Raw genomic sequence first — 25,345 nt, 5'->3', positions numbered from 1 at the left:
TATTAACCTCTTTTCGCCGCAGCCCGTGCCGTTTTGATAAAAGGCTGCTAGTGTTGTTAACAGGGTGGTAAGGACTTGCCCGCCCTGTCGAGGATGAAAAATGCAGACGAGCCGTAACGAAATCGACGATATGATCGTGCATGAAAAGATGCAGGTCGCTCTGGAACACCAGAACGAGGCATGGGCTGACGGCATGGCCGACGGCATCGAGCCTGAGATCATCGCCGATGCCGCGATCGCTCTGGCCATGCGTGAAACCATCCGTATCCACGGCGAGGCCGGCGCGGAAGCAATGCTGGAATCGCTGCGCCAGCGTATGCTTCAGGGCGAATTTTCGCCGCAGCGGATCATACAGTAAAGCCGGAGTCTATCATGTCTTGCCTGAGCAAGGGGCTTTTGCGCTCTTCCGCCCTGCTGTCCATCCTGCTTGCGCTCACCGCCGGCCCTATAGGCCTGCCTGAAAAAGCCTTTGCCCTTTCCGAGCTGAAGCCGGCGCAGAAGGGTGAAAGCGAACCGCAGGCACAAAACGGCGAACAGCCGCAGCAGGCACAGCCTGCGGAGCCCGACGAAGTCGAAGGCGATTCGGATGGCATTCCCCTGCCCGACCCGCTGGTCGACCGTTCCGCCGGCAAAGCGAACCAGCAATCCGCCAAGCCCGACACGACGCCGGAAATGTCTGTTGTCATCGAGCACGATATTTCCAAGGCGCCCGAGCCCGTGCGCAAGCTGCGCCAGCAGATCATAGATGCCGCCGCATCAGGCGATATCGAGAAACTGCGGCCTTTCATCGTTGCCGGACAGAATCAGTTCCGCATCGACGGCAGTGACAGCGAAGACCCGATCGCGGCATTGAAAAGCTATTCCGGTGATCCTGATGGCCTGGAAGTGCTGGCGATCATCATCGACCTGCTCTCAACAGGCTATGCCCATATCGATGCCGGCACGCCCGACGAAGCCTATGTCTTCCCTTATTTCGCCGGGAAACCGCTGAATACGCTGACTGCACCGGAAAAAGTGGAGCTGCTGCGCATCATCACGGCGGGCGATCTGGCGGACATGCAGGAATATGGCAATTACAGCTTCTACCGCATCGGCATTTCGCCCGATGGCAAATGGAAGTTCTTCACCGCCGGCGATTGATCGCATCCCGGCGCTTGCCGTTCTCGGGTAAAAATCCTAACTGTGCGAAATGAGCATCCCGGGAAAGTGCATCTGCATTTTGCCTGATATCGCGCAGTCTCGATGAACCGAATGGTGACGCCATGTCTTCCGCTTTTCTTGCCGACCGCCGCCTGATCCGGGTTTCCGGCACCGGCGCCGAAGAGTTTCTGAACAATCTGATCACGGCCGACATCGAAAATCTGCCGGAGGGCGAAACCCGTGCGTCGGCGCTTCTCACGCCGCAGGGCAAGATCCTGTTCGATTTCCTGATCTGGCGCGACGGTAGAGATTATCTTGTTGAAACGGGTGCCGCCGAACAGGATGCGCTGCTGCGCCGCCTGACCATGTACAAACTGCGCGCGCCCGTCGAGCTGAAAGCCGAGACCGTGGAAGGCATCGGCGTTTTCTGGGGGAACAGCGTGACGGAGGCAGGCGTGCGGGATGGCCGTTTCGCCAAGGCGGGTGTCGATCTCCGGCGTGTGCCCGGCGCATCTGCCTCTGGCGAGGCTGCGGCCTATGAGGCGCTGCGCGTCGAGCACGGCATTGCCGAATCCGGCCGGGATTATGCACTGCAGGACGCTTTTCCCCATGATGTGCTGATGGATGTGAATGACGGCGTTTCCTTCAAGAAGGGCTGCTTCGTTGGCCAGGAAGTCGTTTCCCGCATGAAACATCGCGGCACTGCAAGACGGCGCGTCGTGACCGTTTCGGCCGATGGCACGCTTCCCGCCAGCGGGACGGAGATTACCGCCAATGGAAAACCCGTCGGTGCACTGGGAACCGTCTACGGCAACAGGGCCCTTGCCATTGTGCGGACCGACCGCGTTGCCGATGCGCTTGCCGCCGGCACGCCGCTTCTTGCCGACAATGTCGCGGTAAGCGTGGCCCTGCCAGCGTGGAGCGGGCTTTCATTCCCGGCGGCCGATCCGGCGGCTCGGGCGGAGGACTAAGAGTGGCCCCCGCAAAAAGTCCGCGCGCCTGGCAGCGCATGCTGTCGGGACGACGGCTCGACCTGCTCGACCCTTCCCCGCTCGATGTGGAAATTGCCGACATTGCTCATGGCCTTGCCCGCGTCGCCCGCTGGAACGGCCAGACGCGCGGCGACCACGCCTTTACCGTCGCCCAGCATTGCCTCATCGTCGAGACCATTTTCTGCCGCATGTGCCCGGGTGCCACGCCTGACGAGATGCAGATGGCGCTTCTGCACGATGCGCCGGAATATGTGATCGGCGACATGATCTCGCCGTTCAAATCCGTGGTCGGCGGCGGTTACAAGACCGTGGAAAAGCGGCTGGAAGCCGCCGTGCATCTGCGTTTCGGCCTGCCACCGCATGCGTCCCGCGAGTTGAAGGATCGCATCAAGAAGGCCGACACAGTGGCCGCCTTTTTCGAAGCGACCGAGCTTGCCGGTTTTTCCACCGCCGAGGCGCAGAAATTCTTCGGCCTGCCGCGCGGCATCACCCGCGATATGTTCGATATCATCCCCCTTCCCTCGACGGAGGCGCAAAGACTGTTCATCGCCCGCTTCGAGGCAATCGAGACGCTGCGCGTGACCAGAACCGGGGGCGCAGTATGACCTGTATCGTCGTATCGCCGCTGTCGCGGATCGCCGAAATGGCCGTAAAGCACAAGGCCCGCGAAATGGTGACGCTGATTGCCAAGGAGCAGAGCTTTCACCGCCCGGCCGTCGTCGCCGCCGAGCGGCATCTGACACTTGCCATGAACGATATCGCCTTCAAGGGCACCGGCGATCTCATTGCACCCGATGATGCGCATGTGTTGAAGCTGATCGATTTTGCGGGGGAATGGGATCAGTCCGCGCCGCTGCTCATCCATTGCTGGATGGGGATCTCGCGCTCGCCGGCCGCCGCTGTCATCGCCGCACTCAGCCTTTATCCTGATCAGGACGAGACTGAGCTTGCGCAACGCCTGCGCACCGTTTCACCCTATGTCACGCCCAATTCCCGCATCATCGCCATCGGCGACCGGCTGCTGGGTCGCGAGGGTAGGCTTGTCAAAGCGATCAAGGCGATCGGCCGCGGGGCGGATACCGATGGCAACGTGCCTTTCGTGCTGCCGCTTGCCGGCTGAGGCCCGATTTTGGGCGGAACCGCTGCGGCACCCATTCGTTACCAAATCTGAACGGCAATAGAATCACGGGATAATTCATGGAACAACAGGCAACCGATATCCTCGTCGCATCGCAGACAGCCGTGCGGCAGGCGAGCGCGCTGGCGGTGCAATATTCCTTTTCGGTCATTGGTGCGCTGCTGCTGCTGATCATTGGCTGGCTGGCCGCCGCCTTCCTGCAACGCTGGGCGTTTCAGGGCCTGTCACGCATTCGCGGTTTCGATGCAACGCTCGCCGGTTTCTTCGCGGGCGGCATCCGTTACGTCGTGCTCATTCTGGTCATCGTTATGGTGCTTGGCCAGTTCGGGGTGCAGACGGCCTCGATTCTCGCCGCCCTCGGCGCTGCCGGCCTCGCCATCGGTCTTGCGCTACAAGGCACGCTGCAGAACATCGCCGCCGGCATCATGTTGCTTGTGTTGCGCCCTTTCCGGGTTGGCGAATATATCGAGACCAGCACGGTCAGCGGCACGATCATCGAAATCGGGCTTTTCGCCACCGAACTCAAGACCAGTGACGGACTTTACCGGCTTGCGCCGAATTCCACACTCTGGAACGTGCCTATCACCAATTACAGCCGCTTTCCTTCACGCCGCCACGAACTCAGCCTGACTGTCAAGAACGACGAGGATATGGCTGCCGCGCAGGATATGCTGATGACCGTGGTGCGCTCGGAAAGTCGTATCCTGCTCGACCCCGCCCCGGTCACATTCGTGGATTCCGTTACCGCCGACAGCGCCACCGTTAAATTGCGGTATTGGGTGCGCAGCGACAACTATTTCGTAACGACGCGCGACGTGACAAAAGCCATGCGGCTCGCTTTTGACGAACGCAAGGCCGAGGTAAACGCACAGCCTGCCTGAGGCCTGACGGTTAATCCTGCCCGCATATTTTAAGCGCGGTGGCTGAACAGCCATCGCGTTTTTCATGACCCGACGTCAACACCCACCCTTGCATCCTGCCAAAGACGCCTCTATAGGTCGAAATGTAATGTTATTACGTTACTTGTTTTTGATCGCAGACTGAAGAGGGCCGAAACAATGCAGAAGACACTGACCCGCGTCACCGGCGCGCTCGCACTTGGTTCCATGCTGGTGGCGGCTGCCGCGGCAACGGCTGCCGGCGGCGACAAACCCGCTGCCCACAGCCATAACCATGGTCATGACCACAGCCAGATGACCGAGGCTGAAAAGCAGATTTACAAGGGATATTTCGAAGATGCGCAGGTAAAGCCGCGCCCGCTGACGGACTGGGAAGGCGACTGGCAGTCGGTCTATCCTTACCTGCTGAACGGTTCGCTGGATTCCGTCATGGCTGAAAAGGCAGCTCATGGCGACAAGACCGCCGCAGAATACCGCGCCTATTACGAAATCGGCTACAAGACCGATGTCAACCGCATCGTGATCGCGCCCGACAGCGTTACCTTTTATAAGGAAGGCAAGCCGACCAAGGGCACCTATGTCAGCGACGGCCAGGAGATTTTAACCTACAAGAAGGGCAACCGCGGCGTTCGTTACATCTTCAAGAAAACCGCCGGCGACGAGGCCGCACCGCAGTTCATCCAGTTTAGCGACCACACCATCGCACCGAAGAAGGCCGGACATTATCATCTTTATTGGGGCAACGACCGCAAGGCGCTTATGGACGAAGTCACCAATTGGCCGACCTATTACCCCTTCCTAATGGACGGCGCTGACATCGTTGAGGAAATGGCGGCGCATTAATTTTGCACCCCATGGTCAGCATGGGTGTTTTTTGCGCCCGTGCTGCATCTCTCACTGCCCCATGGTCGAACGATGGGCCCAGCCGGTCATGCGCTTTTCAAGCCAGGCCATGACCGCATACATGGCAATACCCTCCACCGCGAGCATCAGCAGGCCTGCAAAGACCAGCGGCACGTTAAACTGGCTCTGCGCCGAACTCATCATATTGCCGAGGCCGTAATTGGAGGCGACGGTTTCCGAGACGACCGAGCCGACGAAGGCGAGCGTGATGGCGATTTTCAGCGACCCGAAGAAATAGGGCATGGATCGCGGAATGCCGACCTTCAGCATGATGTCCATCTTCTTTGCGCCGAGTGCGCGCAACACGTCTTCGGTCTCCGGCTCGATGGTGGCGAGCCCGGTGGCGACATTGACGACGATGGGAAAGAAGGAAATCAGGAAGGCGGTCAGAACGGCGGGAACGGTGCCGATGCCGAACCAGATGACGAGGATGGGCACCAGCGCCACCTTCGGAATGGCGTTAAAACCGATCATCAGCGGATAAAGACCCGCATAGATGGTCTTCGACCAGCCGATGAACAGGCCGATAGCGAGACCGGCGGCGACGGCAATGGCAAAACCCAGTGTCGTGGTGTAGAGCGTCTGCAACGAATTTTTCCAGATCGGCGACCAATATTGCACGATGACCTGCCCGACCCTGATCGGCGACGGCAGAATAGTTGGCGGCATTTTCAACGCATAAACGAGCAGTTCCCACAATGCGAAAAGCGCCAGCGTATAAAGCCATGGCGCAGCCTTCACCCAGTTGACCCGCTCAATCAGCGGCTTGCGCGGTTCGGCCGCCACAGAGCTTTCCATGATCGCGCTCATGCCGCCACCCTCGCCTGCGCGATTTCGCCATGCAGTTCCTGCACCATGTCGTTGAAACCCTTGTCATACATGATATCGAGCTGGCGCGGACGGGCGAACGGCACGCGGTGTTCCGCCAACACCCGGCCGGGCCTTGCGCTCATGACGAAAATCTTGTCCGCCAGAAAGGTCGCTTCGCGCAGATCATGGGTCACGAGAATGATGGTGACGCGCTGCGCGGCATGCAGATCGCGGATGACGCACCACAGCTCTTCGCGGGTGAAGGCATCGAGCGCGCCGAAAGGCTCGTCAAGCATCAGAAGTTCCGGTTCGTGGATCAGGGCCCGGCAGAGATTGGCGCGCTGCTGCATGCCGCCGGAAAGCTGCCAAGGGTATTTGGAGCCAAACCCCTTCAAGCCGACGATTTCCAGAAGACGCTCGGCTTTCGCGACATAGCTCGCCTTGTGGGCGCGCAGCCGGCGACGGTGTTTCTCAACGATTTCGAGCGGCAGCAGGATGTTTTCCAGCGTCGTGCGCCAGGGCAGCATCGTCGGGTTCTGAAACGCCATGCCGACGATGGAGACGGGTTCGGTGACCTGCCGTCCGGCGACGATGACATTGCCCCTCTGCGGAATATGCAGCCCTGTCACCAGCTTCATCAGCGTGGACTTACCGCAGCCCGACGGGCCGACGACCGCCGCGAATTCACCCTTGTCGACCGCCAGGTTCAGGCCGGAGACGGCAAGCGTGCCGGCAGAGCCGCCGTAACGCATGTCGACACTGTCTATTTCCACGAGATGTGACAACGAAGTCCCCTATGTCTTCGGCAGGAATGGGCGCTTACGGCCTTCGTTTTCCTGCCCATTTTCAAAGGCAGCGGCCGTACTCGGCATCGCCGCCAGTTTCTTCTCCCCGCCGGGGAGAAGGTGGCCCGAAAGGTTAGATGAGGGGCAACGGCAGAGACGTCAGGAGAGCTTGCCCCCTCATCCCGCTGCCGCGGACTTCTCCCCGGCGGGGAGAAGAAGCAGGCCGCACCCACTCGCGCTACAATCCTCTTCAGGGAAGCATGCGTTCTTCCTTGGGCGGCAGGTAGGCCGCATCGAAGACCTGCTCGGCCTTGACGTTGCCCTTCAGGCCCATGGAAACCTTGAGTGTATCCAGAGAGGCGGCAAGCCGGGCCGGATCGACGCCGCCCATGCCGTTCTCCACCACGTAGGGCGTCTTGATATTCATGCTGTTGGCCATGTTGAGGCGTTCCAGCTCGATGGCGCTGTCGAGCGTCTCGTTGCGCTTCAACACCGCCGCCACGCCCTCTTCCGGCGTCTTGACCGAGTCGGCAAAGCCCTTGGCCAGTGCTTTCAGGAAACCCTTGACGGCTTCAGGATTTTTCTCAGCAAAATCAGTATTTACCAGCACCGCATTGCCATAGAGATTCAAGCCGTGCTCGGCCATCAGAATGGTCGAGATATCGTCATCGGCAATGCCCTGTTTCTTGAGATTGAGAATGACGGAAAAGGCAAAACCGAAAACGGCATCGACATCGCCCTTGGCGAGCATCGGTTCACGCACGGGAAAACCGATCGATTCGATCTTGATCTTGCTGTCATCGAGGCCCGCCACCTGCTTGAAGGCCGGCCATTGCGCGAAGGCGCCATCCGGCGGCGGTGCGCCGAGCTTCTTGCCTTCCAGCGATTTCGGATCGCCGGTGACGCCGAGCGATTTGCGGCCGACCACCGCGAAAGTCGGGCGCTCATAGACCATATAAACGGCCTTGATCTTCTGGCTCGGATCCTCGTCGAGGAACTTCATCACCGAGTTGATATCGCCAAAACCCATCTGATAGGCACCGGTCGCAACACGCGGGATCGCCTCGACCGAGCCGTTGCCGCTGTCGATGGTGACATCGAGGCCTTCGGCCTTGAAGTAGCCCTTGTCGAGCGCCAGCAGGAAACCGGCGGCCGGTCCCTCGAATTTCCAGTCGAGCGTGAATTTCACCGGCGTTTCAGCATAAGCACCCGTCGCCGGCAGCGAAAAGCCAGCGACCGCACCGATCGCGGCAATCGCCAACGTTCTGGACAACAACCTGCGCGTTAAAATCATCTATTCCCCCTGATGGTTTTGCTTGATTGGTTGCATAAGACCCAATTCCAACCCTCAAGGCAAGATAAAATTGCATACAAAATAGCCGTTATTTTGTATGCTTATTTTATATGCATAGATGATCGATACACAGGCAAACTGCTGGCAATTCTGCCCATCCCGCGTGCAACGAAGGTGCGGAAATATCGTTCACACGGAGAACACATCGTTCTCATTTGCCGGGGTTGCGGATCAGGGGCAGCTTGGGACAAATAGGGCCACAAACAGCAGGCGAAACGGCGGGACGGCGACATGAATTCTGCACTTGGCATACACCACATCACCATGATCACCCGGAAGGTGCAGGCGAATGTGGATTTTTACGCCGGCTTTCTGGGGCTGCGGCTGGTCAAGCGCACGGCCGGCTTCGAAGACGCCATGCAGCTGCACCTGCTTTACGGCGACGATATTGGCTCTCCCGGCTCGCTATTGACCTTTCTGGTCTGGGAAGATGGCGGCCAGGGCCGCGTCGGTTACGGGCAGACGCTGGAAATTTCCGTGGCGATCGATCCCGCGGCGATCGGATTCTGGCTGACACGGGCGCTGAAATTCGGCCTGCGCGCCGAGGGACCGTCGGATGAATTCGGCGCGCCCGTCATTCGGTTGAAAGACCCTGATGGCCTGATTGTCAAGCTGGTCGGCACCCATGCCTTTGCCGATGCGACGCCGCATGTGACGGCCGATATCTCCGCCGAAGACGCCATTTGCCGAATCTATGGCGCAACCATGCTGAGCGAGGTGCCGGAAGAAACCGTGGCGTTTCTGGAAAAACACTTCGGTTACCGGCAGGAAAGCCAGGCGGGCGCGATCCGCCGGCTCGTTTCCGATAGCGGCGACATCATCGATGTGCGCGACGCGACCGGCTTCTGGTCCAGCGCGCCCGGCACCGGCACAGTCGACCACATCGCCTTCCGTGCGAAGGACATGGATGAGCTGAACACGGTTCTCACCGGCTTGAAATCGCTGAATTCCAGCACCACCAATGCCCATGACCGGAAATATTTCCACTCGCTCTACGTCCGCGAACCGGGCGGCGTGCTGATTGAAATGGCGACCGATGCGCCCGGCATGACGGTGGACGAGCCGCTGGCGACGCTTGGCGAAGAACTGTTCATTCCACCGCTGTTCATGAAGGATGAAGCGGATGTACGCGTTGCCCTGCCGCAATTTGCGATGCCGGGCGAAGAGCGGATCGTTTATCGCGACCTGCCCTTCGTGCACCGTTTCTACACGCCGGAGGAGCCTGACGGCAGCACCATCATCCTGCTGCACGGTTCCGGCGGCAGCGAAACGAGCCTGATGCCGCTGGCGCACCGGGCGGCCCCCGGCGCTACCCTTCTCGGCGTGCGCGGACGCAGCACGGAAGAAGACATCGCCCGCTGGTTCCGGCGCTTCCCCGATTTCAGCTTCGACCAGAAGGATATCCTCTTGGAAGCGGAGGCCTTTGCCGCCTTCGTGGAAGGGGCAATCCGCGCCTATGGTCTCGATCGCTCGAAACTGCGGTTCATCGGCCATTCCAATGGCGCGAACTTCTATGCGGCCTTTGCCGCGCTTTATCCGGAGCTTGCCGGCGACGCCCTGCTCTACCGCCCGATGCCGGTTCTTGAAACATGGCCGCAGAGCGATCTTTCCGGCCGCAATTTCGTGCTCGTTGCGGGAGAACGCGACAAATACCGCGACGGGGCAAGCGAGCTGCAAGGCAGACTTACGGCAAGCGGCGCGAGGGCTGAGGTGGAAACGGTCGAGGATGGACACGAATTGGGGCTTCCCGATCTCGAAGCAGCACGGCGCTGGCTGTCGGATGCGTCCTGATACGAGGCGGTTCGGGTGTCACCCACGAGTGGCACTCGCTCGCTCTCCCCGTTACCCACACCTCCATCAACCGGGCCTTGCATAAATTCACCAAAAGGGCTTTAAAAACAGCTTCGTAATTGGAGAGTCCGTTTGGAAATCCCGCTGTTTATCCTTGCCCTCGTCGCGGCCTTCATCTACACGCTGGTCGCGAGCATCCGCAACTCAGGCCGAATCAAGTCTCTGGAACGGGAGGTTCACAGCCTCAAGCGGCTGATGGCCGCGGGTGTGGTCGCTCCGGCGATGACGCAGGCAGAGGGCGCGGAAGCAGCGGAAAAACCGGATTTCTCAGCGGAAGCGGAAAGCGAAGCCGCACCGGAAGCAACAGCCTTCCAAGCTGAAGAAGCATCCGAGCCCGGCGAAACGGTAGCCACGGCAGCACCGGAAGAAGTCGCACGCGAAGAAGCACAGCCTGCGCCTGCCGCGGCGATTGTCGAAACACCGGCAGCGAAGGAGAGCTTTGAAAGCCTGCTCGGCGCCCGTTGGGCGGTCTGGGCGGGTGGTCTGGCGCTGGCGCTTGGCGGCATTTTCCTCGTCAAATATTCAATCGAATCGGGGCTCTTGAGCCCGGCGGTCAGGCTTTCGCTCGCCGCCATTTTCGGTCTCGTTCTCGGGCTTGCCGGCGAGGCGATCCGCCGCAAGGCGGTGCCGGGCATTGCCACCGCTTATTCCAACGCGATGATACCGGGCGTGCTGACGGCAGCCGGCGCGTTGACGCTGTTCGGCGTGGTCTACGCGGCCTATGGCATTTACGATTATATCGGATCTGGAACGGCTTTCATCCTGCTTGGGCTTGTCGCCTTTGCCACCATCGGACTATCGCTTCTGCACGGACAGGCGCTGGCCGGTCTCGGCCTTCTCGGTTCGATGCTGACTCCGGCGCTGATTTCCAGCGAAAAGCCAAATATCTGGGCGCTTTTCGTGTTCCTGACGATCTCGTGGCTGGCGACCGCAGCGGCAGCGCGCCGGCAGGGCTGGACGGTGGTTCCATCGCTTGCCAATGCCGGCATCGGTCTCTGGGCGCTGGGTTATATCGGTTTTTCCGATACGATCAGTGCCGAACCGCCGACGCTTGCCCTGCTCGTCATGTTGGCCGGCACGATCTTCCTGTGGCCCGGAAAGCAACTCGACACTCCGCCTGCGCAAGTTGCCGAAACAGCAGCTTCCGAGCGGCGCGCGGTCCGCATCATGCGGCTTCTGCTGCGCCCGTCGCTCGCCATCAATCTCACGGTATCCATGGCCGTGATCCTGCCGGCCATCGGCTTCCTCTTTGCCGAGGGCAGCGTCGACACCCATCCGGCCCTGATCGTTTCGGCGCTCATCGCTGCACTTGCCGCCCTTGGCGCCGCCCGCCACTATGCTGTCTGGCCCGCGATCATCGCCGCGCTCGGCGCCCAGACGGCGGTGTCGCTGATGTCACGGCAGGGCATCGACTTCATTGGTCTCATCAATGATACCGGCGTGACGCTACCGCCCGTCGGAACAGGCTACACCGCGGAAATCGCCATGGCGCTCGGCCTCGGCGTGATCCTGGTGCTGTGTGCCTTCTCCTTCCTCAAACGCAAGGGCGCCGAAGATGCGGATTTCGCCCAGCTCTGGGCCGGTATCGCAGCACTTTTCCCGGTCTGGCTCGCCACGGCAAGCTTCGTCGAATATGGCAATCTCGGCCGAGACTGGCTGCACGCGGCCTATGGCCTCGGGCTTGGCTTCGTGCTGCTTGCAGGTGCCGAATGGCTGCACCGGCAGAACGATGAGGCCTATCGCAAACCGCTCAACATTCTCGTGCTGGGTTCCTTTGCCGCCTTCGCGCTCAGCCTGCACACGCTGACGGAAGGGCTTGTGACAACCGTTCTGCTTTCCGTCATCGGCTTTGCCTATGTGCTGGCCAGCCGTTACCGCAAGTGGGAGGTGCTGCCCTGGGTGATGGCGGTGGCCAGCGTTGCCGTTCTCGGCCGCATCGCCTGGGAACCCACCATCGTCGGGCCACAGAACCTTGGCACCACGCCGGTCTTCAACGCGCTTCTGCCGGGTTATGGCATTCCGGCACTGTTGGCCGTCGCCTCTGCCTGGCTGCTGCGTGATTGGCCGGGAGTAAGGGCCAAGAACTTCCTGCAGGCGATTGCCAGCGTCATGGGTCTTCTGGCAGTCGCCATCCTCATCCGCCACGCGATGAATGGCGGCACACTTGACAACAGCGTGCCGACGCTCGGCGAACAGTCGATCTACACGCTGCTGACCATCGGTTTTTCTGGCGTGCTGATGACGCTCGATCTCAAAAGCCCTAGCCCCGTCTTCCGTTACGGCTCGATGATTGCCGGCGTGATCGCCGTCATCAACGTGCTGACGATGCATTTCTTCACGCTCAATCCCTATTTCACCGGCGAAAATACCGGTCGCATCCCGGTCCTCAACCTGCTGCTGATCGGTTACCTGTTGCCGGCGCTCGCTTATGGTGGCCTTGCCTATTATGCGCGGGGAAAACGTCCGCCGCCCTATGTCAGCATGCTGGCGGTGGCGGGTGCAGCACTCGGCTTCGCCTGGGCCACACTTTCGGTGCGCCGTTTCTGGCAGGGTGAAAACATTGCCGACTGGAAAGGCTTTATGCAGGGCGAGACCTACAGCTATTCGGTGGTCTGGCTGCTGATCGGCGTGCTGCTGCTCGTGCTCGGTTCGCGCTTTAATGCCCGCAGCCTGCGTCTGGCATCGGCCGCCTTCGTGCTGATCTCGGTTGCCAAAGCCTTCCTCATCGACATGAGCAACCTTGAAGGTGTGCTGAGAGCCCTGTCCTTCATCGGCCTCGGTGCGGTGCTGATCGGCATCGGCCTGTTCTACCAGAAAATCCTGACCCGGAAGCCGCAGGCATGATCGCGGCCGAGGCTTTCGCACCCCATGCGGCGCTTGCGCAGGACCTGATACCGCACGCCGCCGATACCGGCGACGGCTCGCACGACCTTGCCCATATTCACCGCGTCTTCCGCAACGCCATGCGCATCCATGCGGGCGAAGGCGGCGATGGCAATGTGCTGGCGGCAAGCGTGCTGCTGCATGATTGCGTGGCGGTGGAGAAGAACTCGCCCTTGCGGGCACAGGCCTCAAGGCTTGCGGCGGAAAAAGCATCAGGCATTCTGGCGGGGCTCGGCTGGCAGAAGCAGGATATCGATGCCGCCGCGCATGCCATCACCACCCACAGCTTTTCCGCCAATATCGAGCCGCAGACACTGGAGGCAAAAATCCTTCAGGATGCCGACCGGCTGGATGCCATCGGCATGGTGGGGGCGGCCCGCTGCTTTTATATTGCCGGGCGCATGGGCTCGGCGCTTTACGATCCGGCCGATCCGCTGGCGAAGGAGCGACCGCTTGATGATCGCGCCTTTGCCATCGACCATTTCGAAACCAAGCTATTCAAACTGGCCGATGGCTTCCGCACCGAAACCGGGCGGCAGATGGCCAAAGCCCGCCATGAGCGGCTGAAACAGGTGCTCGACCTGTTTCTCGACGAGATTTGAGGATATCGAAGATGCTTGTGACCGAACTCAACATCTATCCGCTGAAGAGCGCGCGCGGCATTGCGCTTAAGGAAAGCGCCGTTTCGGCCGAAGGCCTGCCGGGAGACCGCCGCGCCATGCTGACCGACCCTTCCGGCCATTTCATCACCCAGCGCGAGTTGCCCGCCATCGCCACCGTGCTGGCGCGGCATGAGGATGGCGGCATGGCGCTTTCGCGCGAGAGGAGCGGCGAGATTTTCGCAAGACCCTCCGGGCAGCGTATGGATGTGGCGGTGTGGAAATCAATCGTCAGCGCCAATATCGCCGATGATGAAACCAACGACACACTCTCGGCCTGGCTTGGGCGCGAGGTGAAGCTGGTATTCTTTGACGATGCCGCAAAACGCATCGCAAGCCTTGAATGGACGGGCAATGAGACACCCGTCACCTTTGCGGATGGCTACCAGATCCTCGTCACCACCACCGCCTCGCTTGCCGCACTCAACGACAACATGCGCGGAAATGGCGAAGACGCCGTGGGCATGGAGCGGTTCCGGCCGAATATCGTGCTGGAGACGGAAGAGGCCTGGGCGGAGGACCGCTGGGCTGCCATCGAGATCGGCGGCATTCGTTTCGATCTCGTCAAACCCTGCGCCCGCTGCATCATGACCACGCAGGACCAGATGACCGGCTCCCGCGACGTGCCCTCCCCCATGAAAGCCATGGGCCGCATTCGCATGTCCGGCGACCGGCGCGTGCCGGGTCCACTGTTCGGCTGGAATGTGACGCCGCGCGGAGAAGGCAGGCTGTCCGTCGGCGATGTAGCAAGAGTGGTCGAGGAACGGCCGGAGGGCTGGGCGATCAAGCGGCGGTAGGCAGGCGGCTTGGTTCTAACGGGACCCGCAGCAGGCTTCATGTTCTCATAGATGGCACACCCTCTCTCCCTCATTCCTGTGCTCGTCACAGGAATCCAGCCGACGCGCGTCGGCGCGGCGGAGAGACTATTTTCAGCCCAAGGACTTGGGCTGGACGCGCCGATCTCCATCATTGTTTCACACCCGCAAATGCGATGCGGAGTCTCAAGTCACGGCTTCTTCGCCCCGACAATCAGAAAGATCGGGCGGCGATCCTCGTGCTTCAGTTCTGGCCGCTCGGCCATCAAAGCCGGATCAGGCCGTGGTTCCGCCAGCTGCGTCAGGGCAAAACCGGCAGACAGCAAGCCATTGAGAATGCCTGACACGGTGCGGTGATATTTGACTACATCATCCGCCATCCAGTTGGAGTGGCGCACGCCCTCGTTCTGGTAGTTGTCGAGCGGCCAGTGCAGGATTTCGCCACCCTCGCCATAAAACCAGTCCTGTTTTTCCAGCGCCGTGAAGACCGGATGCTCAATGGAAAACACGAAATCGCCGCCCGCCTTCAGCACAGCGAAAATCTTTGCGAATGCCGCGTCGAGATCACGGACGTAGTGGAGCGCGAGCGAACTCAGCACCACATCGAAACTCTCCCGCGGAAAATCGATGTCTTCGATCGCCGCCCGGCGATAATCGATGCCCGGCCCGCCATTGATTTCGGCAGCGCGGCGCAGCATGTTTTCCGAGAGATCGACGCCGACAATGCGGGCCGCCCCCTGCTCCGCCGCATAACGACAATGCCAGCCGAAACCGCAACCGAGATCGAGAAAAGACCTGCCTTTCAGGTCCGGCAACATGGCGCGCAGCTCATGCCATTCGCCGGCCTGGCGCAAACCCTCGATGGAACGCGGCATGGCGCTATAACGTTCGAAAAATCCTGCGTCGTCGTAGATATTCTGTTTCATCGTCGTCGCTCCGACCGTATTCCATCAATGCCATGAATAATGGCCGTCAAGAAAAGTCGCTAGTGGGACAGCCTGACAAAAGATAATATTCATCCCATCATAGAGGAATCCGCAGCAAGCCATGGCCCTTTTTTTTGGGTGCGCGCTGCGATGGGGGAATGTTCATGTCGCAAGCCACACGCCAGACCATGCCCTGGCTGATCATCGCAGCCGGGTCGCTGATTGCGGTCATGACCTTCGGTCCCCGTTCGGCCATGGGGTTCTTCCAGTTACCGATGCTTGCCGATACCGGCTGGGATCGTTCCACCTTCGGTCTTGCCATGGCTTTGCAGAACCTGTTCTGGGGTCTTGGCCAGCCGTTCTTCGGCGCGATTGCGGATAAATACGGCACGGGCCGCGTGCTCGTTCTGTCAGGCATTCTTTATGCCGCAGGTCTCGTCTGCATGTCCTTCGGCACCTCGCCCTTCTGGCTGCATTTTGGCGGCGGCGTGCTTGTCGGGCTTGGCATTGCCGCCGGTTCCTTCAGCGTCATTCTTTCCGCCTTCGCGCGCCATGTCACGCCGCAGCAGCGCTCGCTTGCCTTCGGCATCGGTACGGCGGCGGGTTCGGCCGGCATGTTCCTGTTTGCACCTATCAGCCAAGGGCTGATTTCCGCCTATGGATGGTCGGACAGCCTCGTCTGGCTGGCTGCCATGATGGTGCTCGTTCCGCTGCTGGCATGGCCGATGCGCGGCAATTCCTCCTCCGGCAGCCAGTCGCAGGCGCAGTTTCAGCAGACGGTGGGCGAAGCGCTGAAGGAGGCGCTTGGCCACAAGAGCTATCTGCTTCTGACCACCGGTTTCTTCGTCTGCGGTTTTCAGGTGGCCTTCATAACAGCACATTTCCCGGCCTATCTCGGCGATATCGGCATAGAACCACGTTACGCGGTCATCGCCATGGCGCTGATCGGCTTCTTCAACATCATTGGGTCGCTTGCCGCCGGGGTTATCGCCCAGCGTTATTCGAAACCCTATCTGCTCGCCTATATCTATATTGCCCGCTCGGTCGTGGTCACGGCCTTCCTGCTGCTGCCGCAATCGCCGCTTTCGGTCATCCTCTTCGCCTCCTTCATGGGCATTCTGTGGCTTTCCACCGTGCCGCCCACCAATGCGCTGGTGGCGATCATGTTCGGCACCCGTCACCTCGGCATGCTGGGCGGCGTGGTTTTCCTCACCCACCAGATCGGCTCGTTCCTAGGCGTCTGGCTGGGTGGCTTCCTTTATGACCGGTTCGGCACCTACGATATCGTCTGGTGGCTCGGCGTTGGCATGGGGATTTTTGCGGCCATCGTGCACTGGCCCATTCAGGAGCGACCGGCACCAAGGCCGGTTATGGCATGAGACTGGAGCGCATTTCCTGACGGAAAACCGGGGTCCACTTTTCCTGGAAATGCTCTAGACCGCTTTATCGAGAGCGGGCGGCTCAGCCTTTCGCTCCAGCGCCTTCAGCGCCGCCTGCACGAAACCGTCGCGGGCGGCGTTTTCATTGAGGCCGCGCGGATCGTAAACATGCCGGTGGAGGAAATGGTCGGTCAGCCGGAACGCCGCCGCGAGGCTTTCGGGATCGGCAGCCTTCGACTGGCCTTCGCCGAGAAAGGCGGGAAGCGCAAGCATCCTTGCCGCATAGGGGGCGCCCGCCGTGCGGCAGACCGCCCTGCCCGTCTTTGGCGAGACATAGATGAGATCGCTGCGCAGCCCCGTCGCCGCACATTCGCTGAGGTCGAGGCCGAAACCGAGATCGTTCAGCACCGCCAGTTCGAAGCGCACGAACAGTTCGCCGGCATCGACGGGATCGTGGAGATTGTCGAGAATGACATCGAGCGCCTGGTAAAGATGCGGATGCGGGTCACGCTCCGGCAGAAGCCTGAGCAAAGCGCCCATAGCCTGCACGCCATATACGGCTGTTGCCGTCTCCATCAGCTGCCCTGCGCGCAATTGCAGCGGTTCGATACGGAATTCACCGAGATGATCGTGCAGGCGGGCGCGCCAGATGACGTCCACCCGGTTTCCGGCCTGCAGCACCGGCTGCATGGTGCGGGATCGGCCGGAGCGCACCATGCCCAGATGGCGGCCGCGCGAAGGGGTCATCACCTCGGCGATGACACTCGTCTCGCCATGGCGTTTAACGCCGAGAATGATCGCCTCATCCTGCCACTGCATGAAACCTGTCCGAATTTCGATTCAAGCCCGATCATAACCGATCTGGCGGCGAAACGTTATTCTTTTACGGCGTCGCGCGGCATGCCGACGAGTCTAAGAACAAAATCCATGATTTCCGTTTCCCCGAAGGGCTTGCCGAGCAGAGGCGAATGCAAGAGATCATCGGGAAACCCCGTCGTGTCGCCGTAACCGCTGACGAAACCGAAGGGAATTCCCGCCATCCGCAGCTGACGCGCAAAATCGTAGCTCTTGCCGTCGGAAAGGCTGACATCGAGAAGCACGCAATCGGCACCATCCTGTTCAACGACCTGTCTTGCCTGGGCAAGCGTCGTGGCGATGATGATCGATTCGACACCCATGGACTGGAGAACCGCTTCAACATCAAGCGCCACCAGATATTCATCCTCAACGACGATAACCCGTTGTGGCACCATAATTTTTTCATCCTAATGACGAGACCGCATGGCTAAAAAAAAGCAGTCTCCAGTATAATTCTCGCGGGAGATATGATCACAGCAGTCGCAAATTGCGGCCTCACCGTCATTTAAAAAAGACATGTCGTAAAACAATCAGATGAACGGCCTTTGCCGCTTTTCGTCGCTTTCCCAGCCCGCCACATGGCTCAAGCCTGCCTCGTCCAGCACCAGGCAACCCTTGTCAATCCAGCGAATGAGGCCGCGATCGACCAGCTTTCTCAGGGTCTTATTGGTGTGGACGATCGAAAGACCGAGTGTGTCGGCGACATGCTGCTGGGTGACGGGGATCGGTGTTTCACCAGGCAGCAAATTGGCTGCTTTGGCCTTGCGATAAAGGAAGGCAATGAGATAGGCGGCACGTTCGATGGCAGTGCGACGCCCGATGCTGAGGAGGTGATTGTCGAGCATGCGTTCTTCGCTTGCCGCAATCCATGTCAGGTCAAATGCGAGCGTTGGATGATCAGTGAAGAGATTATTGAGGCGGGAGCGCTCGAAGACGCAGAGCGTGACCGGCGACAGCGCTTCGACGGAGTGCTCCATTTCCCCCATCACCGTGCCCTGAAGGCCAACAAGGTCGCCCGGCATCACATAATTGAGGATCTGTCGGCGCCCGTCCTCCAGCGTCTTGTATCGGAAAGCCCAGCCATGCAGGACAGTATAAAGATGAGCGCTGTGTGAGCCCTCCATCAGAATGACAGAGCCGCTTTCCACTGCGAGTTCCCCCGTCTTGAAACGGGAAACAAAATCGAGTTCGGAGGAGGAAAAGTCCCGGAAATGCGGCAGGTCGCGCAAGGGACATTGCTGGCACGGGGTAGTGGAAATTCCGTTCGGTTTTTTTGGCGACATGAATATCCATCATCAAAAAAAGGTTGCGCCCAATTGTTTTGGAACAACCGGCCCGAACGTGTTCGGTTCCCGGTGGTAGACGAAGATATTCCCACCTCATTCCTGCGCTTGTCACAGGAATGAGGTGCCGGGGAAAACCGAGCGTGCGTTAACCCCGCGGGAATTCCAGACCCATTTCACGGAAGCGCTCGGGGTCGTCGCCCCAGTTCTCGCGGACCTTCACGAACAGGAAGAGATGCACCGGCTGCTCGAGGATTTCTGACAGCTCCTTGCGCGAGGCGGTGGAGATCGCCTTGATCGCATCGCCGTTCTTGCCGAGCGCGATCTTCTTCTGGCTGTCGCGCTCGACATAGATCACCTGCTCGATGCGCACGGAGCCATCCTTGCGCTCTTCCCACTTTTCCGTCTCGACATGCGAGGCATAGGGAAGTTCCTGATGCAGGCGCAGGAAGAGTTTTTCGCGGGTGATTTCGGCGGCGAGCTGGCGCATCGGCAGATCGGAAATCTGGTCTTCCGGATAATACCACGGGCCTTCCGGCAGGGTCTCCACCAGATAATCCATCAGGTCTTCGCAGCCCGAACCGTTGGTGGCGGAAATCATGAAGGTGCGATCAAACGCGACCTTTTCGTTGGCGGCGGCGGCGAGCTTCAGAAGGTCTTCGCGCTTCACCTGGTCGATCTTGTTGAGGCACAGGATTTTCTTCTGCGGAACATCCTTCAGCCCTTCGAGAATGGCCTCGGCATCACCCTTCAGGCCGCGCTCGCTGTCGATCAGCAGCAGAATGAGATCCGCATCCTTCGCACCACCCCAAGCCGAAGTGACCATGGCGCGGTCGAGCCTGCGGCGCGGCTTGAAGATGCCGGGCGTGTCCATGAAAACGATCTGCGCATTCTTGTGAATGGCGATGCCGCGCATGACCGCGCGCGTCGTCTGCACCTTGTGGCTGACGATCGAGACTTTGGCGCCCACCAGCCGGTTCACCAGCGTCGATTTTCCAGCATTGGTCGGGCCGATGAGGGCGACGAAACCGGAACGGGTCGGAAGGGCATTGTCTTCGCCCGTTACGGCGGGATTTTCGTGATCGGTCATGATATCCATCAAGGTCAGAGGTATTCAACATGCGGCCAAAGGGTCCGCCATGCGCTCGGTTGCAGCACCCTGTCGTCGGGTGCTCAGTTTCCGGTGGGGCTTTTCCGCCAGACGCCTTCGCGTTCCAGCAATCTGGTTGCCGCCACCTGTTCGGCCGCGCGCTTGGAGCGCTCAACGCCGGTTTCCGGCTTCACGCCGGGAATTTCCACCGTCACGGTGAAGCTGGGATCGTGATCCGGTCCGGAGCGATCGTCAACCCGGTAAGCGGGCGTCGCCGCAAATCGGGCATGCGCCCATTCCTGCAATTCGGTCTTGGCGTCACGCCGCCCGGCATCCACGCTGGTTGCGCGGCCCTGCCAATATTTCAGAATGAATTTGCGCGACGCTTCCAGCCCGCCATCCAGATAGAGGGTGGCGATCAGGCTTTCGACCACATCGGCGCGCACGTTCAGCATCGCCTTGCCGGTCAGCTTCTTCACATCTGATCCAGTGCGAATGAAATTATGCAGGCCCATTTCGTCGCCGATTGCGGCGCAGGATTCAGCGCTGACAAGCTGGTTCAGCCGGACGGACAATTCGCCTTCGCTGGCATTACGGAAGGTGGAAAACAGCAGTTCGGCGACGCAGAGACCGAGAACGCGGTCGCCCAGAAATTCGAGCCGCTCGTAATTTCCGGCGGCGGCGGAACGGGCGCTGGCATGGGTCAAGGCCCGGTCGAGCCGGGCCTTTTCCTTGAATTCATATCCGATCAACGCTTCCAGACGGGAAATTTCGTCCGCGGAAAGCGGCTTGGTCTTGCTCATCCCACAACCTTGAACAGGCGGTCCCAACGCATGTTGGCAGGCCATTCCCAAATGCGGCTGAACGGCGTGTCATTGCCCAGCGAGAAGAAGATGACGCTGGCGCGGCCGATCAGGTTTTCTTCCGGTACGAAACCGACGTCGAAACGGCTGTCGAGCGAATTATCTCTGTTGTCGCCCATCATGAAATAATGGCCTTCGGGCACCACGAATTCGCGGGTGTTGTCGCCGCGTGAGTCGGGCGACTGGTCGAGCGTGTCGTAAGTGACGCCATTGTCTAGCGTTTCGCGGAAGACCGGCACATTGGTGCCCGGATCGGCCCGATAATCGGAGGTGAAGGTGCCATCGGGCTGCTTCGGAACCGGCTGGCCGTTGATGAACAGCACGCCGTTCGTCACCTGCACGCGGTCACCGGGCAAGCCGACGAGACGCTTGATGTAATCCACTTCAGGATTGGGCGGCAGGCGGAAGACCACGACATCGCCGCGCTTCGGCTTGCTGAATTCGAGGATGCGGCCGGAAAAGAGGTTCGGCGAAAAGGGCAGCGAATATTTCGAATAGCCGTAGGAGAACTTGTTGACGAACAGATAATCGCCAACCAGAAGTGTCGGCATCATCGAGCCTGACGGGATCGTGAAGGGCTGAAACAGCACGGTGCGGATGACCATTGCCAGCAGCAGCGCCTGAATGATGACCTTGACGTTCTCCCAGAGGGCGTTCTGCTTCTTCTCAGCTTTTTCGGACACTTATAGACCTGCCTGATTGTTCCCCGGCTCCTTCGATTTCAGAAGCTCCCGGGCCGTTGCTTATCGCGCCTGCGGCGGGTGATGCTGTTTCACGCAGCCGGCAACGCTTTCATATTTCTGCGACTTCTCTAGAACCTTTCCAGCCCGAAGGGAAGCGCTTCTGTGACACCTCTGCAAATAGAGCGCCTTTACGGCGGCAGCGCGCCTTACCCATTCACGGGAAGCGCCTCGATGATCACAAATGCCTGAGCATAGGGAAAGTCGTCCGTGATCGTCAGATGGATATTGGCGCGGTGACCGGCGGGCAGCATGGCCGCCAGCCTCGCCCCTGCCCCGTTGGTGAGGATCATGGTCGGTTTGCCGCCCGGCAGATTAACGACGCCCATATCCTTCCAGAAAACGCCGTTCGCAAGCCCCGTTCCAAGCGCCTTGGAACAGGCTTCCTTGGCGGCGAAACGCTTGGCGTAAGACGCGGCGCGGTTTTTACGGCCATCGGATTTGGCGCGCTCTATATCGGTGAAACAGCGATGCGTGAAACGTTCGCCGAAACGCTCGATCGACTTTTCGACGCGGCGGATGTCGATCAGGTCGCTGCCCAATCCAATGATCATTTCAACATCTCCAGAGAAGCATTCTTATTGGCGGCGCGGTGGGCGAGATTTTCCATCTTGCGCCGCTGGAAGCCGCTGATGAGGCCGTAGACGGCGATATAGGTAATGACAGCGCTGATGGCGGCGGGAAAGACCGCGCCGATGGTCATGGGTTCCAGAACCGGCGTCCATATCTGCCGGAATTCGAGATGGCTGAACAGCGCAACGAAATCCACATGCCCCACACTTGCCGTCTTCTGCCGGCCGAGGATGAAGTGGCCCAGTTCCCAGGTGGATGCCCAGATAAACGGAAATGTCAGCGGATTGGCGAAGGTGGTGCCGAGCGCGGCTGCCACGAGATTGACGCGCAGGAGGAAACCGAGCGCCATGGCGATGACGATGTGGACACCGAGAAAGGGTGTCCACGCCACGCCCACACCGATGGCGACACCGGCGGCAACCGAATGGGGAGAAGCGGAAAGCCTGAGCAGACGCAGCTTCATATAGCGCAGCGAACGGGAAAAACCCGTGCGCGGCCAGAAGAGGTCACGAATCTTCTCTGAAAAACCAACGGGTTCACGGCGACGAAATGGCATGGGGTGCAGTTTATTTCATCGCCCGGGCCGCGCCAAGAGGTTGGTAGACGGCAAAGAACTTTTGCCGGACATTCTTCTCGCCGTCGTTCCGGCGTTGAGCCGGAATGTTCCGCGGAACGGGAGTAAGAAGGATGCTCCCGTCATGGATGCGCGCTTGTTGGTGCGCATCCGCATTGTTTTTCTGGCAGAGCACGAGACCGCGTCACAATGGCTGCGAAACTCGTGAACCACATACGCATGGCGAAGGGCTGCCATGCGCTGAGCGCATTACCGGCGGAACAGGCCTCGGTCGATTTCGCGCTGGCGGAACTCGAGGTCGACATTCGACACGGAGCCGCTGAGATAATCGAATTCGCGTTCCTGGGTGGTCTTGCCACGAACGGCACGGGCGATCTTGCGAAGCGGAGTAAACATGATTTCATGTCCTTTCAGTTTGGAAATGGCGTTTCTCATCGGTGTAGGACCACCGGCACGCCGCGTTTTCCGTTTTCAATTTCTGAAAGGAAGATAATCGCAAACCCCATCAACGACCAGAGACAGGAAAAGGCCGCTGCCATGCACTCGACGCATAACAACGGCCTTTTGGTATTTGCAGAAGATCAAAAATGCCTCAATCGAAGGCACGCGCGACAGTCGACACGCAATCGAGATCCTTGAGCTGCGACAGCAACTGGTTCAGTTGCCGCAAATCCCATACTTCGACATCCAGCGCCAGCTCTGAGAAGTCAGTGCCGATGCGGACCATGTTGAGCCCGCGGATGTTGACATCTAGCGTCGCGATCGATTGCGCCACCGAGGCAAGCGTCCCCGGCTCGTTCAGCGCATTGATCATCACCCGCGCCATGAAGCGCGACTTGTTCGCCTCGTCCAGATCCCAGCGCACATCGATCCAGCGTTCCGGTTCGTCGTCGAAGCGTTGCAGCGCCGGCGCCTGAATGGGATAGATGGTGATACCCTTGCCTTTTTCCATGATGCCGACAATGCGGTCACCGGGAACGGCGCCGGCGGCACTGAAATGCACGTCGACATTGCCGGAGAGGCCACGGATGGGCAGCGGGTCGGGTCCGTCCAGCATCTCGGCGGCGCCATCGTCCTCCAGAACGGAGCGCGACTTACCGGGAATCTTGAAGACCATGCCGGAAGCGCTGCGCATGTTGAACCAGCCGTCGTCGCCGGTCATCTTCACTGTCACGCGCTCGTCCTGATAATCCGGGAACACCGCACGCAGCACATCGAGCGACGAGACCTCACCGCGACCGACGGCGGCGATGGCATCTTCCACATCCTTCTGCGCCAGGCGATGCAACACGGGTTTCAAAGCTTCACGCGAGAATGCCTTGCCGGCGCGTTCGAAGGTTCGCTCGAGAATACGGTAACCGAGGCCGGAATATTGCTTGCGGATGGCCATGCGGGTGGCGCGGCGAATGGCCGAGCGGGCCTTGCCCGTCACCACAACCTCTTCCCAGGCCGCGGGCGGCACCTGCACGCCGGATCGGATGATCTCCACCTCGTCGCCATTGTTGAGCCGGGTCACGAGCGGCATGATCCGCCCGTTGATCTTCGCGCCGACGGTGGTGTCACCGATATTGGTGTGCACCGCATAGGCGAAATCGATGGGGGTCGCGCCCCGCGGCAGGGCAATCAGCTTGCCCTTGGGCGTGAAGCAGAACACCTGGTCCTGGAACAGTTCGAGCTTGGTATGCTCCAGGAACTCTTCCGGGCTGTCGCCTTCGGCCAGCGATTCGATGGTGTGGCGCAGCCAGGAATAGGCATTGCTTTCTTTCGAAAGCAGATCGCCCTCCCCGTTTTCACCATCCTTGTAGAGCGCATGGGCGGCGATGCCGAATTCGGCGATCTCATGCATGCGCTTGGTGCGGATCTGGAGCTCGATACGCTGGCGCGACGGGCCGACGATGGTGGTGTGGATGGAGCGATAATCGTTCTGCTTCGGGGTGGAGATATAGTCCTTGAAGCGGCCCGGTACCACGCGCCAGCGGGTGTGCACGATGCCCAGCGCCCGGTAGCAGCCGGGAATATCGTCCACCAGAATTCGGAAACCGTAAACATCGGAAAGCTGTTCGAAGGAGAGCGACTTCGACTGCATCTTGCGGAACACCGAATAGGGCTTTTTCTGACGTCCCTTGACGTGGGTGCCGAGCAACCCGTTGGCCACCAGAAGTTCGCGCAGCTCATCCTCGATCTTCTTGATGAGGCCTTCATTGCGCGTTTCCAGTTCCAGCAGGCGGTTGGTCACCGTCTCATAGGCTTCCGGATTGAGATAACGGAAGGACAGGTCCTCCAGCTCGTCGCGCATATCCTGCATACCCATGCGGCCGGCGAGCGGCGCATAGATTTCCATCGTCTCCTCGGAAATGCGGCTGCGCTTGTCGGCCGGCATATATTCCATGGTACGCATATTGTGCAGGCGGTCGGCGAGCTTGACCAGAAGAACGCGCACGTCGTCAGAAATGGCGAGCAGCAGCTTGCGCAGGTTTTCCGCCTGCTTCGCCTTGCGGGTGACGAGATCGAGCTTCTTGAGCTTGGTGAGCCCCTCCACCAGCCGGCCGATGTCTTCGCCGAAGAGTTCATCGATTTCAGCGCGGGTGGCGGTGGTGTCCTCGATCGTATCGTGCAGCAACGCCACCGCGATGGTCGATTCGTCGAGATGCATTTCGGTGAGGATCGCGGCAACTTCAAGCGGATGCGAGATATAGGGGTCGCCATTGGCCCGCTTCTGCTGGCCATGTTTCTGCATCGCGTAAACATAGGCCTTGTTCAGCAGGGCCTCATTCGCATCCGGTTTATATTTTTGAACCCGCTCGACGAGTTCGTATTGCCGCATCATGCG

General features: G+C 60.0%; 26 protein-coding genes. 12 read left to right on the top strand and 14 right to left on the bottom strand.

What is annotated here, in order from left to right; all coding sequences use genetic code 11:
• Positions 1-100: 100 nt before the first annotated feature.
• The 7 genes from ATU_RS05230 to ATU_RS05200 all read left to right on the top strand — a co-directional run bounded on the left by ATU_RS05230 (position 101) and on the right by ATU_RS05200 (position 5,012).
• Positions 101-358 (top strand): hypothetical protein, encoded by a 258-nt coding sequence (locus tag ATU_RS05230; protein WP_006314521.1) that lies wholly within the window; start codon positions 101-103, stop codon positions 356-358.
• A 14-nt stretch (positions 359-372) separates the two neighbouring features.
• A complete protein-coding gene (locus ATU_RS05225; RefSeq protein ID WP_006314519.1) occupies positions 373-1,140 on the top strand; it encodes a hypothetical protein in 768 nt (255 codons plus the stop codon).
• Positions 1,141-1,262: 122 nt separating this feature from the next.
• Positions 1,263-2,111: a CAF17-like 4Fe-4S cluster assembly/insertion protein YgfZ gene (gene ygfZ / locus ATU_RS05220; RefSeq protein WP_010971363.1), complete on the top strand. Its 849-nt coding sequence runs from the start codon at positions 1,263-1,265 to the stop codon at positions 2,109-2,111.
• Positions 2,112-2,113: 2 nt separating this feature from the next.
• Positions 2,114-2,737, top strand: a complete 624-nt coding sequence (locus ATU_RS05215; RefSeq protein ID WP_035256472.1) for an HD domain-containing protein — start codon at positions 2,114-2,116, stop codon at positions 2,735-2,737.
• Positions 2,734-3,252: a tyrosine phosphatase family protein gene (locus ATU_RS05210; protein ID WP_010971361.1), complete on the top strand. Its 519-nt coding sequence runs from the start codon at positions 2,734-2,736 to the stop codon at positions 3,250-3,252. The genes ATU_RS05215 and ATU_RS05210 overlap by 4 nt, the downstream gene beginning before the upstream one ends.
• 77 nt (positions 3,253-3,329) lie before the next feature.
• Entirely contained in the window at positions 3,330-4,151 is an 822-nt protein-coding gene (locus ATU_RS05205) for a mechanosensitive ion channel family protein (protein WP_010971360.1), read from the top strand.
• 177 nt (positions 4,152-4,328) lie between these two features.
• Entirely contained in the window at positions 4,329-5,012 is a 684-nt protein-coding gene (locus tag ATU_RS05200; protein ID WP_010971359.1) for a ZinT family metal-binding protein, read from the top strand.
• 51 nt (positions 5,013-5,063) lie between these two features.
• Here the strand turns inward: ATU_RS05200 and ATU_RS05195 are convergent, their stop codons facing one another.
• The 3 genes from ATU_RS05195 to ATU_RS05185 form a co-directional block, all read right to left on the bottom strand.
• The gene (locus ATU_RS05195) at positions 5,064-5,882 is read right to left on the bottom strand and encodes an ABC transporter permease (RefSeq protein WP_010971358.1); all 819 of its coding nucleotides are present in this window, start codon (positions 5,880-5,882) and stop codon (positions 5,064-5,066) included.
• On the bottom strand, positions 5,879-6,667 hold the full coding sequence (locus ATU_RS05190) for an ABC transporter ATP-binding protein (protein WP_035256469.1): 789 nt from the start codon (positions 6,665-6,667) through the stop codon (positions 5,879-5,881). The genes ATU_RS05195 and ATU_RS05190 overlap by 4 nt, the downstream gene beginning before the upstream one ends.
• A 250-nt stretch (positions 6,668-6,917) precedes the next feature.
• Positions 6,918-7,961 (bottom strand): ABC transporter substrate-binding protein, encoded by a 1,044-nt coding sequence (locus ATU_RS05185; RefSeq protein ID WP_010971356.1) that lies wholly within the window; start codon positions 7,959-7,961, stop codon positions 6,918-6,920.
• Between the two features lie 291 nt (positions 7,962-8,252).
• Between ATU_RS05185 and ATU_RS05180 the strand changes: the two genes are divergently transcribed.
• From ATU_RS05180 to ATU_RS05165, 4 genes are all read left to right on the top strand, one after another.
• Entirely contained in the window at positions 8,253-9,812 is a 1,560-nt protein-coding gene (locus ATU_RS05180; protein ID WP_010971355.1) for a VOC family protein, read from the top strand.
• A 132-nt stretch (positions 9,813-9,944) separates the two neighbouring features.
• Positions 9,945-12,716 (top strand): DUF2339 domain-containing protein, encoded by a 2,772-nt coding sequence (locus tag ATU_RS05175; protein ID WP_035256467.1) that lies wholly within the window; start codon positions 9,945-9,947, stop codon positions 12,714-12,716.
• Entirely contained in the window at positions 12,713-13,357 is a 645-nt protein-coding gene (locus ATU_RS05170) for an HD domain-containing protein (RefSeq protein ID WP_010971353.1), read from the top strand. The genes ATU_RS05175 and ATU_RS05170 overlap by 4 nt, the downstream gene beginning before the upstream one ends.
• 11 nt (positions 13,358-13,368) lie before the next feature.
• Entirely contained in the window at positions 13,369-14,211 is an 843-nt protein-coding gene (locus tag ATU_RS05165) for an MOSC domain-containing protein (RefSeq protein ID WP_010971352.1), read from the top strand.
• Positions 14,212-14,420: 209 nt separating this feature from the next.
• Here the strand turns inward: ATU_RS05165 and ATU_RS05160 are convergent, their stop codons facing one another.
• Complete coding sequence (locus tag ATU_RS05160) at positions 14,421-15,155, bottom strand: class I SAM-dependent methyltransferase (protein WP_010971351.1); 735 nt, start codon at positions 15,153-15,155, stop codon at positions 14,421-14,423.
• Between the two features lie 164 nt (positions 15,156-15,319).
• On the opposite strand from ATU_RS05160, the gene ATU_RS05155 reads away from it, so the two are divergent.
• Positions 15,320-16,534: an MFS transporter gene (locus ATU_RS05155; RefSeq protein ID WP_035256756.1), complete on the top strand. Its 1,215-nt coding sequence runs from the start codon at positions 15,320-15,322 to the stop codon at positions 16,532-16,534.
• A gap of 54 nt (positions 16,535-16,588) precedes the next feature.
• Here the strand turns inward: ATU_RS05155 and recO are convergent, their stop codons facing one another.
• From recO to ATU_RS05105, 10 genes are all read right to left on the bottom strand, one after another.
• Complete coding sequence (gene recO, locus ATU_RS05150) at positions 16,589-17,353, bottom strand: DNA repair protein RecO (RefSeq protein WP_010971349.1); 765 nt, start codon at positions 17,351-17,353, stop codon at positions 16,589-16,591.
• A 56-nt stretch (positions 17,354-17,409) separates the two neighbouring features.
• Complete coding sequence (locus ATU_RS05145) at positions 17,410-17,787, bottom strand: response regulator (protein WP_010971348.1); 378 nt, start codon at positions 17,785-17,787, stop codon at positions 17,410-17,412.
• A 135-nt stretch (positions 17,788-17,922) separates the two neighbouring features.
• Positions 17,923-18,675 (bottom strand): Crp/Fnr family transcriptional regulator, encoded by a 753-nt coding sequence (locus ATU_RS05140; protein WP_006311539.1) that lies wholly within the window; start codon positions 18,673-18,675, stop codon positions 17,923-17,925.
• A gap of 148 nt (positions 18,676-18,823) precedes the next feature.
• Positions 18,824-19,774, bottom strand: a complete 951-nt coding sequence (gene era, locus ATU_RS05135; RefSeq protein ID WP_006311538.1) for a GTPase Era — start codon at positions 19,772-19,774, stop codon at positions 18,824-18,826.
• Between the two features lie 74 nt (positions 19,775-19,848).
• Positions 19,849-20,568, bottom strand: coding sequence for a ribonuclease III (rnc, locus tag ATU_RS05130; RefSeq protein WP_010971346.1), 720 nt, complete (start codon positions 20,566-20,568; stop codon positions 19,849-19,851).
• Positions 20,565-21,311: a signal peptidase I gene (gene lepB / locus ATU_RS05125; RefSeq protein WP_006311536.1), complete on the bottom strand. Its 747-nt coding sequence runs from the start codon at positions 21,309-21,311 to the stop codon at positions 20,565-20,567. Before lepB ends, rnc begins: the two co-directional genes overlap by 4 nt.
• Before the next feature lie 206 nt (positions 21,312-21,517).
• The gene (gene acpS / locus ATU_RS05120) at positions 21,518-21,922 is read right to left on the bottom strand and encodes a holo-ACP synthase (RefSeq protein WP_010971345.1); all 405 of its coding nucleotides are present in this window, start codon (positions 21,920-21,922) and stop codon (positions 21,518-21,520) included.
• Complete coding sequence (locus ATU_RS05115) at positions 21,919-22,497, bottom strand: DUF2062 domain-containing protein (protein WP_010971344.1); 579 nt, start codon at positions 22,495-22,497, stop codon at positions 21,919-21,921. Before ATU_RS05115 ends, acpS begins: the two co-directional genes overlap by 4 nt.
• Before the next feature lie 267 nt (positions 22,498-22,764).
• The gene (locus ATU_RS05110; protein ID WP_035214828.1) at positions 22,765-22,911 is read right to left on the bottom strand and encodes a hypothetical protein; all 147 of its coding nucleotides are present in this window, start codon (positions 22,909-22,911) and stop codon (positions 22,765-22,767) included.
• Positions 22,912-23,107: 196 nt separating this feature from the next.
• Positions 23,108-25,342 carry a RelA/SpoT family protein gene (locus ATU_RS05105; protein WP_010971343.1) on the bottom strand — a complete coding sequence of 745 codons (2,235 nt, stop codon included), beginning with the start codon at positions 25,340-25,342 and terminating at the stop codon, positions 23,108-23,110.
• Positions 25,343-25,345 lie beyond the last annotated feature (3 nt).

It is taken from the genome of Agrobacterium fabrum str. C58 (assembly GCF_000092025.1).
GTDB lineage: Bacteria > Pseudomonadota > Alphaproteobacteria > Rhizobiales > Rhizobiaceae > Agrobacterium > Agrobacterium fabrum.
The sequence above is the reverse complement of the archived record's forward strand: the minus strand, read 5'-3'. Positions and strand labels throughout refer to the sequence as shown.

What these genes read in the sequence shown, in the direction of transcription:
- ATU_RS05230 (WP_006314521.1), top strand. Translation starts at nt 101, where the DNA reads ATGCAGACGAGCCGTAACGAAATCGACGATATGATCGTGCATGAAAAG.
- ATU_RS05225 (WP_006314519.1), top strand. Translation starts at nt 373, where the DNA reads ATGTCTTGCCTGAGCAAGGGGCTTTTGCGCTCTTCCGCCCTGCTGTCC.
- ygfZ (WP_010971363.1), top strand. Translation starts at nt 1,263, where the DNA reads ATGTCTTCCGCTTTTCTTGCCGACCGCCGCCTGATCCGGGTTTCCGGC.
- ATU_RS05210 (WP_010971361.1), top strand. Translation starts at nt 2,734, where the DNA reads ATGACCTGTATCGTCGTATCGCCGCTGTCGCGGATCGCCGAAATGGCC.
- ATU_RS05205 (WP_010971360.1), top strand. Translation starts at nt 3,330, where the DNA reads ATGGAACAACAGGCAACCGATATCCTCGTCGCATCGCAGACAGCCGTG.
- ATU_RS05200 (WP_010971359.1), top strand. Translation starts at nt 4,329, where the DNA reads ATGCAGAAGACACTGACCCGCGTCACCGGCGCGCTCGCACTTGGTTCC.
- ATU_RS05195 (WP_010971358.1), bottom strand. Translation starts at nt 5,882, where the DNA reads ATGAGCGCGATCATGGAAAGCTCTGTGGCGGCCGAACCGCGCAAGCCG.
- ATU_RS05185 (WP_010971356.1), bottom strand. Translation starts at nt 7,961, where the DNA reads ATGATTTTAACGCGCAGGTTGTTGTCCAGAACGTTGGCGATTGCCGCG.
- ATU_RS05180 (WP_010971355.1), top strand. Translation starts at nt 8,253, where the DNA reads ATGAATTCTGCACTTGGCATACACCACATCACCATGATCACCCGGAAG.
- ATU_RS05170 (WP_010971353.1), top strand. Translation starts at nt 12,713, where the DNA reads ATGATCGCGGCCGAGGCTTTCGCACCCCATGCGGCGCTTGCGCAGGAC.
- ATU_RS05165 (WP_010971352.1), top strand. Translation starts at nt 13,369, where the DNA reads ATGCTTGTGACCGAACTCAACATCTATCCGCTGAAGAGCGCGCGCGGC.
- ATU_RS05160 (WP_010971351.1), bottom strand. Translation starts at nt 15,155, where the DNA reads ATGAAACAGAATATCTACGACGACGCAGGATTTTTCGAACGTTATAGC.
- ATU_RS05155 (WP_035256756.1), top strand. Translation starts at nt 15,320, where the DNA reads ATGTCGCAAGCCACACGCCAGACCATGCCCTGGCTGATCATCGCAGCC.
- recO (WP_010971349.1), bottom strand. Translation starts at nt 17,353, where the DNA reads ATGCAGTGGCAGGATGAGGCGATCATTCTCGGCGTTAAACGCCATGGC.
- ATU_RS05145 (WP_010971348.1), bottom strand. Translation starts at nt 17,787, where the DNA reads ATGGTGCCACAACGGGTTATCGTCGTTGAGGATGAATATCTGGTGGCG.
- ATU_RS05140 (WP_006311539.1), bottom strand. Translation starts at nt 18,675, where the DNA reads ATGTCGCCAAAAAAACCGAACGGAATTTCCACTACCCCGTGCCAGCAA.
- era (WP_006311538.1), bottom strand. Translation starts at nt 19,774, where the DNA reads ATGGATATCATGACCGATCACGAAAATCCCGCCGTAACGGGCGAAGAC.
- rnc (WP_010971346.1), bottom strand. Translation starts at nt 20,568, where the DNA reads ATGAGCAAGACCAAGCCGCTTTCCGCGGACGAAATTTCCCGTCTGGAA.
- acpS (WP_010971345.1), bottom strand. Translation starts at nt 21,922, where the DNA reads ATGATCATTGGATTGGGCAGCGACCTGATCGACATCCGCCGCGTCGAA.
- ATU_RS05115 (WP_010971344.1), bottom strand. Translation starts at nt 22,497, where the DNA reads ATGCCATTTCGTCGCCGTGAACCCGTTGGTTTTTCAGAGAAGATTCGT.
- ATU_RS05110 (WP_035214828.1), bottom strand. Translation starts at nt 22,911, where the DNA reads ATGTTTACTCCGCTTCGCAAGATCGCCCGTGCCGTTCGTGGCAAGACC.
- ATU_RS05105 (WP_010971343.1), bottom strand. Translation starts at nt 25,342, where the DNA reads ATGATGCGGCAATACGAACTCGTCGAGCGGGTTCAAAAATATAAACCG.